The following is a 15,006-nucleotide window of genomic DNA, read 5'->3' as shown; positions in this document are numbered from 1 at the left end:
CGTGGGGTCGGGCGGGTTTATAGAACCTATTTGCAAGCTTTAAGGCTGTTGGCGAACCCGCCCCTACGGCTAATTGAAAATGGTGCAAGATATCTGTTAAATGCGTTGGCGAATTTCCTTCTTTTTATGGTAGCCAAAAATCGGGAATGAAAGTTTTAGTCAAAGTGCGAGTCAACTGATTAATCTTTCTCCCGATTTGAATGTGCGGTTCGTCAGCTTCCACGGGAATAATTGCCGCTTTGTTTCCGATTCCGAAACGCGAAATTACCAAATTTGCCGCCTCCAAACCCGTAACATAAGCCTTTTCCTGCGACCAAGAACCGTGGCGGGTCACAACCCAATCGCCGCTCATCAATACATTATCATAACTTGTTACCGCAGGCAACAAATACTGATAGCTGCCAGGGGCAAAATGCGTCACAGCCCGCGACAGCCGAATCGCGCTGCTGTCTATTACTTTTGCCTCCCGAAAAGCGGGGATGCAAGTCGCTAAATCCCGCTGAACTAAGGAAACAATTTCCTCATCTTTTAGGGGAATTAATTGATTTGCGTGATAAAAGTCAGCTTCGACAACTGTTCCCGGTTCGTCGCGAAATTCGTCGTGCAAAGCATTCAAATCAAAAAACGTCCAACCTGTAGTTGAACTAAATCCAAAACAGGCATTAGAAGGCAGCGGAATGTCAATTTTTCGGTCAAACCACAGGCGAACAGCTAACACGTCCACTGCACCCAAATTCATCGCGTCCCGAAACTCTTGGCGGCTTTGCAAAGCTGGGCTACTGCTGATAATTTTTTGCATTCCCGTGACGCCAACTGCAAAAATAACTGCATCTGCCTCGAAGGTTTCTTCGCCGCAAACAACGCCTGTGGCTCGGTTGTTGCTGTCAACTGTTAAATCAGTAACTCGCTGCTTTGTCAATACTTTTGCACCTAGTTTTTCAATGCGCTCCACCCACGGGCGAAATATTTTTTCTCCGACTGTTCCGCGACACCAAACTACATCAAAATCCGGTTGGTGTGCTAATATGAAATAATAAAGCATTCCCAAAGCTGCGGCGGCAGAACATTGTTCTCCTGGTGCAAATAAACCTACTAATAACATAGGCTCAAAAGCATCGCGGTACAGTCTTGCAGAAACGCCAAACTGTTTGAAGAGTTCGCGGGCTGTGACGCGATCGTACCTGCGCCAAGCTTCGTCGGAATTGTCGAAATCTAGGACGGCGTAGAGTAAGGGTAAGGCGGAAAGCCGATCGACTAATGGCAGCCTTTTAAATCTGGTGTAAAGAAAGGTTCCTAACGGTGTGGGAAGTCGAGGTTCGTCCTGAAAAATCGGCGATTCTACTTCCAATCCTGCAGGTGAATACTGACAAGAACGAGTCCAAGGCGTGAAGGGAGCGAGTCCTAATTCCTTGACTAGGGAAAAGATGTTTTTGTAGGGATACCAGAAGCCATGAATGCCTGCTTCTACGGAACGCCCGCCGGCAGTTTTCCACCCTGCAACTAAGCCACCCGGATAAGGGCCTGCTTCTAGGAGGGTGACATCATAGCCTTGCTGGGCTAGGTGATAGGTGGCGCCTAAACCGGCCCATCCTGCACCGACGACGGCTATTTTTGGGGTTGACGATTTTGCTGACATTGCGTACCTCTTGATAATTTATTAATGATGACATAATTCATAAAATGCGGATTTGATATAAAATGTGTTGAATTATGTGCTAAATTTGGCTTGAGTGAATAATGGGTGTCAAAAACCGGCAGCAAACTAACCTGTTGCTGCTCTTATTTCCCGCTACCGCATGGCTGGTCGTTTTCTTCATTTTGCCCGTGCTAATTGTACTGTTGTACAGTTTCTTAGAACGCGGTACTTACGGCGGTGTTACTTGGATATTTACTCTCAGCAACTACCAGCGTTTGTTCAGTGGACTTTTCTTAGGAGTAATTGGGCGATCGCTCTGGCTGGCTTTTCTAACAACTGCCGCTTGCTTGTTAGTTGGCTATCCCCTAGCATTCTTCATCGCCACCCGTTCTCCTCGCTGGCGAAATGCTTTGCTTTTGCTGGTAATTATTCCATTTTGGACTAATTTTTTAGTGAGAACCTACGCCTGGATCATACTCTTGCGTAGCGAAGGAGTAGTTAACACAGCCTTGCAAAGCCTGCAAATTATTAGCGAACCGTTAAATTTGCTTTTTACGCCTTTCGCTGTGGCGATAGGTCTTATTTACGGCTATTTACCTTTCATGGTTCTGCCTTTATATTCTAGCATAGAACGCTTCAATTTTTCATTGGTAGAAGCCGCTCAAGATTTAGGGGCAAATGATATTCGCACTTTCTGGCGCGTATTTTTACCATTAACAACTCGCGGTATTGTTGCAGGATCGATTTTAGTTTTTGTTCCCGCAGTCGGCGCTTTCATCACACCGGATATATTGGGCGGATCTAAAACAGTTATGGTGGGAAATTTGATTCAAAATCAGTTTATGAAAGCCCGCGACTGGCCTTTTGGATCGGCGCTTTCTATGCTGTTGACGGTAATCATATTGATTCCGGTGTTAATTTACTTCCGCGTGTCTGACGAAACTCAATAGTAAGGTGCGAAATGGGCATCTTAAGCTGTTGGGCATCTAAATTGTATTTTTTGGGCGGGCGAGACGCCCAACCCCTACTCCCCACAAGACTTTTCTTAAATTTGACTCTACAATTTAAATGCACTTCAGCTTACTTGGATTTTAGCTAAAGAAATCCACCTACCAACTCAATTTGCTGCAATTGAGACAAAATATCGGCTTCCAAGTCTTTCAGACGTTTAGTTTCAGCTTGGATGTCAATTTCTCGCGATTGTTTTTGAGCGAGCAAACTATCTAACTCGGCTTTGCGAGAATTGATATCAGCATTCACGCGATCGCACACCTGTTCTTCGTAAGTCTCAAAACATTTCCTGACTGCTTCATAAATATATTGCGACTGTTCTTCAGCAATTTGTGGCAGATATTTGACAAACTCTGTCTTAGTCGCAGAAATGAACTGTTGGCGAACATACTCCGCTTGCAATGCTACAACACCTGTAACTACCAGAATTCCACCCAAAACAGAAAGAGTTAAAGAGGCAAAAACTACACCGATAATATTTAGCACCAGCGTCACCATGACACAAGCCAAGACACTCTGCCAAAACATATTGAAAGAATGGATACCTCTGTTGAGGTTGTCGGGAATCGAGGAAAACATATCTATTGCCACCTCAGCCCAAGTCGAGTTTTCTTCATGCTTGTAGCTATGCCCGACGGCGTAGAATCGATAGCCTAACAGCTTCTTATTCATAGCCTCTACTACTCGTTCATATTCAATTCGAGAATCGGCTGCTTTTTCCTCGAGTTCAGAGAAAGCAGAGGCTATCTTCTGTTTGGCAATGAATTCCCAAGCAGCGAGGCGATCGTTCATATATCGCTCGAAAGCACGTTTGAATGAGGTATAGAACATTGCCCGGTTGTTTTTGTCGAGAAATTGCATGAAATCTAAATCGGGCTGAGTGCTTAAAAAATCCTTTTCAAAGGTGTTCTCTAAATCCAGGATATAGGTACGGAAAGAATCGCCTATTTCTTGGGAAGTTCGCTCGCGAACAGTTCTAATTTCTTGCTGGAATTTATTACCAATTTCCGACAAGTTTGCGAAGTCCGACTGAATCGAATCAATTTTCTGTTTCAATTGATCGACAGTTTCATCTAACAAAGGAATGCGGCGGGAGATTGCTGCTTGAAAGCGATTGCAAGCTTGAAGGGCGATCGCTCTTGCTTGTTCCCGTTCAGCAGCAGCTCGTTCCCCAGTCAGAAAATGATTGAGAGCCGCCAGAAACTCGACAAAGCCAGTGCCTTCTAAAGTAGCTTCTGAGTTTTTCAAACGACTACGCAAGGCATTGAGAGCAGAAATCTCAAAAACTCGATCCTGATAAATATCCCGGCCCCGATCCTGACAATATTCACTCAGATTAGTCTGGAAAACTCGACGCAGTTTGTCCTCGGCTACTTGCAGTGCCTCAGTGTCTTCTGGATCGACAAGTCCCTCTCGAATTCTATCCCAAGAATTGACTATGAAGAAGATAGTTAAACCTCGGTCTTTCAGGTAATTCTGGAGATAGCGACGTTCCTCCAATGTGCAAGGTTGAGACGCACTCAACACAAAAAGTATGGCGTGACAGTTGTAGATATAGTCGAGAGTAAGCTGGTTTCGCGCTTCCGTATCATTCAGTCCCGGGCTGTCCACAAATTCGATACCTTTGGCTAGCAGCGGTAGCGGATGTTCTACCACCGCATGACTGATATCTGGAAAAGCTAGCTCTTTGCCCCGCTCTAGAATTTTTGCTTCTTCTGGATCAATTGTATAGCGCTGCTTAAACTGCTGAAAATCTATTTCCTCTGGTTGTTTGCTATCGTTATAGTAAATCGTCGCTTTCTCTGCTGTACCGTATTTCAGCACTGTTAACAAAGCAGTACAGGGAGTGACATCACTGGGCAGTAAATTCTGCCCTAGCAAAGCATTGAGAAATGTACTTTTTCCCCGCTTCATATCCCCTAATACTAAAAACCGAAAGACTCCTTGGCGCAAATTTTCACTTTGCTGGATGAGACGTTCAATCTCTTTAGAGAGTCCTAGTTTTCCCGATGTATTTTCTGCTTGTGATTCAGCTAGGGTGAGATTTTGGGCGAGATCCTCCAACAAAGCTGCTATCTCGTTGCGAACTCTGACAAGGCGATCCAAGCTATGGAGCCAACCAGCCGCTTTTTCTTGACTGCTCATGGGTCTTCCCTCGAGTAAGGTCTAATTCGATCTTATCACCTTGACAGATCTAAATTTAGGGTAAGATGCGCTAATGACTAATGACTAATGACTAATGACTAAAACAAAACTAGATTTACTCGTGCGGGCGATCGGCAAAAAGTGGCTTTGGGTACAAGCTGTACTAGCATTTGCCTTTCTTTACTTGCCAATTCTCATCTTAATTATTTACTCCTTTAACGCCTCTAGATTCAATGCCGTTTGGCGTGGCTTTACCCTCGATTGGTACCGCAGTTTGTTTAGCAATGCAGGCGCGACGATTGCTACGAGTAGCAGCGCCGGAATCTTGACTGCACTCAACAACAGCTTGCTAATTGCAGCTATTTCGACTGTGTTAGCGACAATTTTTGGTACAATGCTCGCGTTAGCACTGGAACGCTTTTATTTTCCGGGGCGCAAAGCAGTAGAAGCTTTACTGTTTTTGCCTATTATTATGCCCGAAATTACGATCGGCATTTCGCTGCTAGTTTTCTTTACCCTAGTATTTCGGATCGTAGAAAATCTCACGGGAATTCGCCTCAATCTCGGCTTACCTACCGTAATTATCGGTCACATTGTCTTTAATATTTCCTTTGTGACTATTACTGTCAGGGCGCGTTTGGCGGAACTAGATCCTCAATTAGAACAAGCAGCTTTTGACTTAGGCGCTAACGAATGGCGGGCGTTTTGGCGCATCACTCTCCCTCTGATTTGGCCCGCAATTTTCAGCGCTGCACTGCTGGCTTTTACTCTGTCCCTGGACGATTTTGTCGTGACATTTTTTACCACAGGTGTCGGTTCCATGACGCTGCCATTATTTGTTTATGGCATGATAAAATTTGCAGTTACGCCAGCGATTAATGCCATTTCAACTTTGATGTTGTTGGCTTCCTTGTTGCTGGTTGTATCATCGTTAAAAGTTCAGAAAAGTTAAAAAAATTGCTTTCTGTGTCATAATTATTGTCGTCTGCAACTAACACAACCTATGAAACGCCTGCTGACTTTCCTACTTTTGTTTGTGATGAGCGCAACGGTGGCTTTCGGCTGTAGCCCCACAGGTGGCAACCAACAAGTGCTCAGCATTTACAATTATGCCAGTTATATAGCCCCAGAAGCGATCGCCCAATTCGAGAAAGAGAACAATGTTAAAATTCAATACGACACTTTCGAGAACAGCGACGCACTCTATGCCAAACTCAAACAGGGAAACCCCGGTTACGACTTAATATTTCCCGCCGATTACATGGTGAAAATCATGATCGCAGAAAATCTAATTGAGCCGCTGAATTTAAACAATATTCCCAACCAAAAGAACCTAGAACCTAAGTTTATCAATCAAGCTTTTGACCCTGGTAATAAATATTCCTTGCCCTACCAGTGGGGAACGATGGGAATTGGCTACAACGCGAAAATAATCCAGGGAGAAATTAACAGTTGGGCGGCGATGTTCGACCCAAAATATACCGGAAAAGTCGCGTGGCAAGACGATGCCCGATACACATTTGCAGGAGTTTTAATGTATTTAGGATTTGATCCAAATACCACCAATCCCGAAGAAATTAACAAAGCCCGCGATTTGCTGATTAAAAGTAAAAATATCATTGCAGCTTTTGTCCCCGACACCGGGCAAAATATGCTAGATCAAGGAGAAGTAAATTTGACAATGGAATGGAGTGGCGATATTTTCCAAGTGATGACAGAGAATCCTAATATCCGTTACGCTATTCCCAAAGAAGGAACAATCATTTTTTCTGACAACATGGCAATTCCCAAAGGTGCGCCCCAGAAAGAGTTAGCGGAAAAATTTATTAACTTTATTTTGCAGCCAGAAGTCGGCGCCCAAATTTCCAATTTTACCCACTTCGGATCGCCCAACAAAGCAGCAATTGATCAAGGTTTAATCGACCCGAAAGATTTTAAAAATCCTCAAATTTACCCGTCGGCTGAGGTGTTTGCCAAAATGAAATTATTACAGGATGTCGGGAAAGCAACTGCATTGTACGATCGAGCTTGGACGGAAGTTAAAGCCGGGGCCGGAAAGTAGATATAACACAGGTTTGTGCCGGGGCGGGTTTACTTAAATTTTAAGTTTGCATTGGAGTTGCACCATCGTCAAGAACGGGCAAGATGCCCGTTCCACAAAACTTAATTTTATTGTGGAACGGGCATCTTGCCCGTTCCTAAACAATTAATTGAGAATGGTGCAAGATATCAGGACTCGATCTCAGATTTTTATTACTCACACATACTAACACAATGCACTCTGTCGAGGTTTTAGAAGTTTCCAAAGTATTTAAAAGTGTCCGCAGTCAAGATTTCCTGGCTGTAGATAACATCAACCTGCAAATTTACGATCGAGAATTCTTTTCTTTACTCGGCCCTTCCGGCTGCGGCAAAACTACAACTTTGCGAATGATAGCGGGTTTTGAAATTCCCACAGCGGGCGAAATTTACATTCACGGCCAACCGATGCAAAATCGCCCACCGTTTCACCGCCCAGTAAATACGGTATTTCAAAATTATGCTTTATTTCCGCACATGACAGTAGCACAAAATGCCGCTTTTGGGTTAGAAATGGAGAATTTGCCTCAGAAAACAATTCGCGATCGCGTTGCTGAAGCCTTAGCATTAGTACAGTTAACCGAGGTAGGAAAACGCTATCCCCGCCAACTGTCAGGGGGACAGCAGCAGCGAGTAGCACTAGCAAGAGCATTAGTCAAACAGCCGTCTGTTTTGCTGTTGGATGAACCTTTAGGAGCGCTGGATTTAAAATTGCGTAAAGAGATGCAATTAGAATTAAAAAAAATGCAGCGAAAATTGGGAATTACGTTTATTTATGTAACTCACGATCAGGAAGAAGCACTAACGATGTCGGACAGAATTGCAGTGATGGATGGAGGAAAACTGCAACAAGTCGGGACGCCTGTTGACATTTATGAATATCCTAAAACGCGGTTTGTTGCTGATTTTATTGGCGACAGCAATTTTTTAAGTGGTCGAGTAGTAGAAAAGCAAAACGGTAAAATAATCGTGTTGGTTGACCAGGAGTTGCCCGTGTTAGTTGCAACAACCGAAGATATCCCCCCTGGGAAATTTGTTACCCTGGTGTTGCGGCCAGAAAAAGCTGCTATTTATCCGGCTAATTATGATGCTGAAAATAGCTGGCCCGCAATAGTAGAAGAGGCTATTTATATTGGCACTGATACGCGCTATACGGTGCGGTTGACTGCTAAAAGTTCGATCGCCCTTCGCCGACAAAACTTGCACAGAGATGACTTGCAGCGACACCAAGTCGGCGACAGCGTTCGAGTGGCAGTGCCGCCGGAAAGTATCTGCATTTGTTGACACTCAAGCGGGCTGAAGCCACGCTCGATTCTGCGGACAGAGTAAGATTAGGTAGTGTCAAAAGTCTAACTATCGCTACCGTCGTCAAGCACCGTCTAATATTATGTCCGGTCGATTCCCTCCGCTTCGCTTCGCCCGAAATCAGGTAGGGGCGGGTTCACCAACAATACCTGCCAATAATTGACAATCTCAAAAACCCGCCCCTGCCGGGATATTATGGTCAATCGATCGGACATGATATAACCAGTAAAGCTAAGGATCGTCAATTAAATAATTTCCCTTTTTTCTTGTGGGATGGGCGTCCCGCCCGCCCAGAAAGGACGGGCGGGACGCCCATCCCACAACAAACAGGAAAAGTGGATTTTATTTAATTCTCATTCCTAAGTCCAAGCGACGTGAGAATGGAAGACTTAGTTGAGATTGTGGAAGATTGAGGAGCAGATTGAAGATGTACATCCTTCCCGGTAAAAAATAATCTACTTCTTCTTTCTGCTTCCTCCTTCTTCCTTCGCGTCTTCGCGGTTCAATAATATAGACAGTATGGGTACTAAACTCGCGTTTGACTTTGCAAAATTTCCTCCAACAGTCGCTCTTGACTTTTCGCAGGTTCCTTGCAAGTTAAACACTCGCAAACTAACCCGATAATACCTTCAGGCAAATCAGCTTCAATCTGACAGACAGCAGTCGGATAATATTGCGAAATCAACCCCGAAATCTGGTCAGGTGACGTGCGAATCAGGGTAGAATGCTGATACCAGTCGATCGCCGAAAGTAGACTCGGACAAGCTTGCGGAGCATCTTGTACAATACTGCTGAAAGCTTGCAAACCTTGCTGCGCGCGATCGAGATATTCTAAATTAGGGCCCAACAGCGCGAGGCGAACCAAAGAGGCGATCGCAATTCCATTTGCCGCCGGAGTTGCATTGTCTATATAGCTGCGTTCCCGCACCAACAAATCTCCGCTAGCATCCTTAGCAGTATTGTAATATCCTCCCAATTCCACGCTCCACAAAAACTCATCAAACTCTTCTTGCACCTGCACAGCTTTCTCCAACCAAAAGTGAGAATTCGGCAACTGTTTTGCCTCTTCCCCGTTGCTTAAAGTCAAACTCGCTTGATGCAAATCCAACAAAGCTTTCACAAACAAAGCATAATCTTCCGACTGCGCGGTAACAGCAGATTGTCCGTCATAATTCAACCGCTGAAACCGCCCATCCGTCCACTGATTGTCTAAAATAAAATTAGCCGCTTTCACAGCTAATTCCAGATATTCCAAATTTCCAAAAACAGCCGCAGCGCGGGCTAAACCCGAAATCATTAAGCTATTCCAAGCCGCAATCATTTTCGTGTCAGTAACTGCGGGAATTCTACCCGGCCAAGTGTCGTTTTTAGCTTCTTGATTGTTGCGGGCTGGCGGAAAGGTTTTTACAGTATCGGGATTGCCACCGTAACGCACCGCAAAGAGTTTAGCCAAAGCCGTTTCTATCGTGTCGCTCAGTTTTCCCGGATGGCGGCGCTGCAATACATTCTTGCCTTCAAAATTGCCGTTGCGACTAACAGTAAACTGTGCTTTTATTTCTGCCAATTCCTCAGCAGTTAATAGTTGTTCCAGTTCGGCATAAGTCCAGACATAAAATGCTCCTTCTTCCGGTTCAACTTCTTCAGAAGTGTTAAAGCTGTCCGCATCCTGTGCAGCATAAAAATAGCCTGTTGGCGCAATCATTTCTCGCTTCAACCATTCTACTGTCCCCGCGATCGCAGTTTCAAAAGCCGGTTCTTGTATTCCCGCGCTCCACAAATTTGCTAAATACTCAACAATTTGACCGTTGTCGTAGAGCATTTTTTCAAAGTGTGGCACAGTCCAAGTCGCATCAACCGTGTAGCGGTGAAATCCGCCTCCTACGTGGTCGTAAATGCCGCCCAATGCTAAGTCTAATCCGCGCTGAGTGCAGACTTGTTTGCTGTCGTATTTTGATTCAAAATTAAATCGCGTTCCCCGCAGTGCTAGCTCAGCATAAGGTATCATCGGAAAACTGGGGCCGGGGTTGCTGCCCGCAACAATTCCCGTGTTGAGTTCTAAGCCTTTTTGGAAGAGTTCGCGATTTAATTCGGCGGTCACTCCTGACAGCGCTGCCGTCTGTTGGAGGTTGCCTAAAATCTCTGCTTTGAAGGCTTCTACTTTGCCTTTTTCTGTGTCGTAAAAGCGGCGAATTGCTTGCAAAACTTCTAAAAATCCCGGCCGTCCGTAGCGCGGTTCTACGGGGAAATAAGTGCCTCCGTAGAAGGGAACTCGCTCGTCTGGAGTGAGAAAAACGTTGAGCGGCCAACCGCCTTGACCGGTCATCATTTGCAAGGTTTGCATATAAATGCTGTCGATATCCGGGCGTTCTTCGCGATCGACTTTTATCGGTATAAAATGCGAATTCATGTATTGGGCGATCGCGCGATCGGAAAATGCTTCCCCTTCCATCACCGTACACCAGTGGCAGCTAGAGTAGCCAATTGACAGGAAAATCGGTTTATTTTCGCTTCGGGCCGCTTCTAGGGCTTCGTCGCACCAGGGCCACCAGTCGATCGGATTTTCGGCGTGTTTCCGCAGGTAAAGGCTTTGGGATTGAGCAAGACGGTTGACCATAATCAAATCCACTTTAACTCGTGCTGAGTAAGCTTGTCAGTTCTATAGCAGTTTAGCGCGAGATGTTTTAGTTGAGTTGCTGATAATTATGTTTTAATATTAAGGCTGATTATCTCGATCTAATATGAGCTTATCATCTCGGAGAACCTTCAATCAACAGCTAGGACAATTTTTGCTGAGTGCTGCTGTTCCTCCTGCTGTTATCAAACTGAGCCAAACTGAATCCTCGGAGCAAGCTTTATTAGAAACTAATCTTAACAATTTCCTGGCTAAAGCAGACCCAGAAATAGAATTATTAGTCCCGACCTTTTTAGGTAACGACAAGCGTCGGTTCTACGGCAGAGGTGTTCCGAAAAGTTTGAAGTTAATCGACAAATTTGAGCTAGGAAGCGGACGGACTTTTCTGGGAAGGCGGTCTGTAGTTTGGAGTGGCGCGGGTTGGACTGGACAGCCAACCATTACCAGAGACCGGGGGAAAACTTATTTAATTATAGGTGCTTATGACCACAATTTGCGAAAAATAGATCTTGCTACCAATAAAGAAGTTTGGCGCTATAAGTTTGATGATATAATCAAAGGCTCCTCAACGATTTATATCGATGAAAAAGCTAGCGCCGAAAACAAAATTGTGATTTTGCAAGGCAGCCGCAGTGGCGGGGGTGGCAAAAGTGTCGTGCCGAGTTTCAGGGCAATATCTTTTAGAACTGGCAAGGAACTTTGGAAATTGGACATCAGGAGAACGCCCAGCTACAGCCGCGATAATGACAGCAGCGCTTTGGACCTCGGCGGCGGCGTTTTGTTCAATGCGGGGGAAAATGCGATCGGCTATTTTCTCGATAGTTCCACAAGCAGTGCAAAAATCAAACAAGGCATCAAGCAGCCAAATATCTTGTCGGAATTACAGCTTTATGCAGCAGCAGATATCAGCAAGCACCGCGGCAACTTGGTAGCGGAGTCATCGCCATCACGGCTCAAAGATAGAATATTTATAGCTGCTGGTTCCGGTCATATTTACGGTATTAGCATTGAAACTAAAAAGATAGTTTGGGATTTCTATACTGGTTCAGATTTGGATGGAAGTGCAGTAATTTCTAAATCAGGAAAACTCTTTTGTGCCATTGAAAAACAATACATTCAGGGCAACGGCGGAGTGCTGAAGCTGAATCCAAACAAGGAACCGAATGCCAGCGTCGAATGGTTTTTGCCTACCGGAAATCGCCGCCTTTCTAGCTGGGAAGGCGGGATAATTGGCTCGGTGGCGTTGAATGACGAGTACAATTCAGGGGAGTTTCCGGCGCTGTTTGCCACAAATGCGATCGACGGCAATTTGTACATCGGTTCCCAAGATATGATGACAGGTAAAAAAACTTCTGTCCCTTGGCGAAACCAGTCTTACGATACTCCGGTAATAGTATTTAAAAAAGCGATTGGTTCTTCAATTTCAACTCCGATTTTTACCGATGGCAATAAACTGATCAGTGCGGGATACAACGGTGTTTATTTGTTCAATTTGAATTGGGAACGAGCGAAGTCGGGGGATCAGAATGCTTTGAGAAATGCTAAAGGGGAGTTTTACCGTTTGAAAGTAATAGAATCGGGGAGATTTAAGCCGGGTTTGTCCTTTGAGGCGACGCCTGTAGTTTGGGACGGAATTGTGAGGATTTGCGCGAGGGATGGCTGGATGTATACTTTGGGTTAGTTATTGGTATTTTGTACTTCTATCGGGAACAGGCAAGATGCCTGTTCCACAATAACTAGACTCTTTTGTGGAACAGGCATCTTGCCTGTTCCTAAAAGGGTGTTGAAATCCGCGGTGGGCTTGGGATTGTCGCTGAATGCTGAGAATGTCGATCGAACTGAAGGAGAAGACTACGAACAAGCGTTTGGGCGGCGGTTCAAGAAACAGGTGAGACAGTGAAAAGCGCTTTTTATCGATATAAAGTGCGAATTCATGTATTGGACGATCGCCCGATCGCAAAATGTTTCCCCTTCCCTCACCCTACACCAGCGGCAGCTAGAGTAGCGAATTGAAAAAAAATCGGTTTATTTTCCCTCCGGGCCCTCTCTCAGGCTTCGTCGCACCAGGCCCACCAGTCGATCGAATTTTCGGCGTGTTTTCGCTTTTGCTGGCTAAGCTTGTCATATTATGTCCGATCGATTACCCCTAATACCGTAGGGGCGGGTTCACAAACCATACCTGCCAATAATTGACAACCTCAAAAACCCGCCCCTTGTATCTTAAAAGAGTGAGACGGTAGGGGGCAGGGCCGTTTCATTCTCTTGTAGGGGCAATCCCCCCGTGGTTGCCCCAATCCCGTGACTGCCCCAATCCCGTGGCTGCCCCAATCCTGTGCTTGCCCCAATCCCGTGGCTGCCCCAATCCCACCAAATGCCTAACAAATCCTGGATGGGTGGGGTAGGCATTCTTGGCACAACCCGTACAAAAAGCTGGTTTTCCCTAGGGGCAATCCGACCCCTACTCCCCGTGGTTGCCCCGAAACAGCCCTGACGGTAGAGGCGTTCCGAAAACTATGTCCCTGAAAGTCGAGTCGTCCCTTTAGTCGGCCAAAGTTCCGGCGTCACAGATAATAACGAGCACCGAAACCATTGGTCTCTAAATTGAGATGTTGCACCATGATCGATAAGCCTGTTTTGGGCGGAATCTCCTGCCCAACCCCCACTCCCCACAAGAAAACTCATTCTTTGTGGAACGGGCCCCAGAGCCGGTTCTTGGTAATGGTGCAACATATAAGTCTAAAAGGCGCTGGTTGCTGAATCCGAAAGCGAGAATCGACGCACCGAATATGATCCAAGATTTTGTCCTGAGTTATAGCCCACATTCCGCAGCTTCCACTGTCACCATCGCTTTTTACCTATTTTTACCCACCAATCAAGCTCTCACTTAAACTTCTCTACCGTACATTCACGGATAAAAAACTTTTTAAGGGCATAATTTACAGCTTGAAAATAGTTTTATCAGTAATTATGCTGTGTTACACCCCAGTTTAGGAATCTGAGTTATAGCTTTTTGAAAGACAGAACATTCAGGACTCAAATCCGGGTAGCAGCACCCCTATTATTTGATGCACGCCATAGGAAATAGCGAGCTAGAAGCCATCAATTTAGGCATTTTGCCTAAATCAAATCAGCTTATTCTCAATCTTCATCGAATCTTTATCAAAACTACTTGCATTAACTTGTGCTTTGCTTTAGATTGAATATGTGAAGGGAAAAAACCTACTTGCAGTCAACTTAAAAATAAAGGTGTTAACCATGAAATCCCAATTAAACTTAGTCAAATCTATTTTAGCTGTTGCCGGTATCGCCGCTGTTAGTGCAGTCTCTGCAGCACCGGCTTCCGCCATCGGCTTGGCACCTGCCTCTGCCTTCAGCTTTGCTAATATCGTGGGTGGGGATACGCCAGGAGATGCCTATGCAAATAGCTTTTCATTTGACGTAATTGACCAGGGTTCATCAGTTCTTTTTAATATCTTCAACTCTGGAAATGCCACAGCCTCTGAGATGTTTATCAGTAAAGTTTTCTTTGATGATAATAACTTTCTGTCGGGTGTGGCTAACATTTATAACAATAGTAACGTAGCTTTTACTGGGGGTGCTAGTAACGATCAGTTGCCTCAAGGTGGTAATGGCTTCACCACAGACTATGCCTTCTCACGTAACACTGGTGCTGGTAATAGATGGGGTATCCAAGGTGGCGAAATGTTGGGATTGAGCTTTACTGGAAATTATGCTAACGTAGTTTCCGCGTTGACTAACGGTTCCTTAAAATTAGGTTTGCACGTTCAAGCCTTACCAGGTGGTGCAAGCGATTCTTACATCAGCAGCACTAGCAACACTGAAGCTACTCCTGAACCTTTAACAATGCTTGCTGCTGGAGCCGCTGTTGGCTTTGGTGCTATGTTCAAAAAGCAACGCGCTCAAGCTCAAAAAGGTGAATAGGCGATCGTTTGAACTGGTTTTCGATTCTGGCTTGATGCCAAACTGATTATTTTATGTTCGGGCTAAAAACCTGGTTTCTTGGTGAAACCAGGTTTCTTAGTATCTGATAGCGCGCCACCGTGAACACCCCAGACTTGGAAGCAGCTTTCAAGAGAGCATCTCATATTTGTAAAAACACTTGGCTCTCCTGAACTTGTGGTTATAATTTTATCTAATCAGAAAAGCAAGCTAATACACGATTTCTGAAATTATTAAA

Annotated in this window: 11 protein-coding genes; 7 read left to right on the top strand and 4 right to left on the bottom strand. The window is 45.1% G+C overall.

Features of this window, described 5'->3' with window-relative positions; genetic code table 11:
- Positions 1-124 precede the first annotated feature (124 nt).
- Positions 125-1,636 (bottom strand): FAD-dependent oxidoreductase, encoded by a 1,512-nt coding sequence (locus QT990_RS33575; RefSeq protein WP_333142188.1) that lies wholly within the window; start codon positions 1,634-1,636, stop codon positions 125-127.
- 101 nt (positions 1,637-1,737) lie between these two features.
- Here QT990_RS33575 and QT990_RS33570 point away from each other — a divergent pair, with 101 nt between their 5' ends.
- Positions 1,738-2,586: an ABC transporter permease gene (locus QT990_RS33570; RefSeq protein WP_333409818.1), complete on the top strand. Its 849-nt coding sequence runs from the start codon at positions 1,738-1,740 to the stop codon at positions 2,584-2,586.
- Between the two features lie 145 nt (positions 2,587-2,731).
- Here the strand turns inward: QT990_RS33570 and QT990_RS33565 are convergent, their stop codons facing one another.
- On the bottom strand, positions 2,732-4,792 hold the full coding sequence (locus tag QT990_RS33565; protein ID WP_333466284.1) for a dynamin family protein: 2,061 nt from the start codon (positions 4,790-4,792) through the stop codon (positions 2,732-2,734).
- A 94-nt stretch (positions 4,793-4,886) separates the two neighbouring features.
- Here QT990_RS33565 and QT990_RS33560 point away from each other — a divergent pair, with 94 nt between their 5' ends.
- The 3 genes from QT990_RS33560 to QT990_RS33550 all read left to right on the top strand — a co-directional run bounded on the left by QT990_RS33560 (position 4,887) and on the right by QT990_RS33550 (position 8,155).
- Positions 4,887-5,744, top strand: coding sequence for an ABC transporter permease (locus tag QT990_RS33560; protein WP_333466283.1), 858 nt, complete (start codon positions 4,887-4,889; stop codon positions 5,742-5,744).
- A gap of 51 nt (positions 5,745-5,795) precedes the next feature.
- Positions 5,796-6,854 (top strand): spermidine/putrescine ABC transporter substrate-binding protein, encoded by a 1,059-nt coding sequence (locus tag QT990_RS33555; protein WP_333409821.1) that lies wholly within the window; start codon positions 5,796-5,798, stop codon positions 6,852-6,854.
- Positions 6,855-7,066: 212 nt separating this feature from the next.
- Positions 7,067-8,155, top strand: coding sequence for an ABC transporter ATP-binding protein (locus QT990_RS33550; RefSeq protein WP_333306498.1), 1,089 nt, complete (start codon positions 7,067-7,069; stop codon positions 8,153-8,155).
- 547 nt (positions 8,156-8,702) lie between these two features.
- On the opposite strand, the gene QT990_RS33545 is transcribed toward QT990_RS33550, so the two are convergent.
- Positions 8,703-10,790, bottom strand: coding sequence for a thioredoxin domain-containing protein (locus QT990_RS33545; RefSeq protein ID WP_333466282.1), 2,088 nt, complete (start codon positions 10,788-10,790; stop codon positions 8,703-8,705).
- 124 nt (positions 10,791-10,914) lie between these two features.
- On the opposite strand from QT990_RS33545, the gene QT990_RS33540 reads away from it, so the two are divergent.
- Both QT990_RS33540 and QT990_RS33535 read left to right on the top strand, forming a co-directional pair.
- Complete coding sequence (locus QT990_RS33540; RefSeq protein ID WP_333466281.1) at positions 10,915-12,489, top strand: outer membrane protein assembly factor BamB family protein; 1,575 nt, start codon at positions 10,915-10,917, stop codon at positions 12,487-12,489.
- A gap of 81 nt (positions 12,490-12,570) precedes the next feature.
- The gene (locus QT990_RS33535) at positions 12,571-12,708 is read left to right on the top strand and encodes a hypothetical protein (protein WP_333142195.1); all 138 of its coding nucleotides are present in this window, start codon (positions 12,571-12,573) and stop codon (positions 12,706-12,708) included.
- On the opposite strand, the gene QT990_RS33530 is transcribed toward QT990_RS33535, so the two are convergent.
- Positions 12,660-12,788 carry a hypothetical protein gene (locus QT990_RS33530; RefSeq protein WP_333466280.1) on the bottom strand — a complete coding sequence of 43 codons (129 nt, stop codon included), beginning with the start codon at positions 12,786-12,788 and terminating at the stop codon, positions 12,660-12,662. The two genes, QT990_RS33535 and QT990_RS33530, sit on opposite strands and share 49 nt — an antisense overlap.
- Before the next feature lie 1,224 nt (positions 12,789-14,012).
- Between QT990_RS33530 and QT990_RS33525 the strand changes: the two genes are divergently transcribed.
- On the top strand, positions 14,013-14,750 hold the full coding sequence (locus tag QT990_RS33525; protein ID WP_333466279.1) for a PEP-CTERM sorting domain-containing protein: 738 nt from the start codon (positions 14,013-14,015) through the stop codon (positions 14,748-14,750).
- The last annotated feature ends 256 nt before the right edge of the window (positions 14,751-15,006 follow it).

Origin of the sequence: Microcoleus sp. T3_B1, from assembly GCF_036700445.1 — a bacterium.
Classification (GTDB): Bacteria; Cyanobacteriota; Cyanobacteriia; order Cyanobacteriales; family Microcoleaceae; genus Microcoleus.
This window is presented reverse-complemented; position numbering and strand designations above follow the sequence as displayed.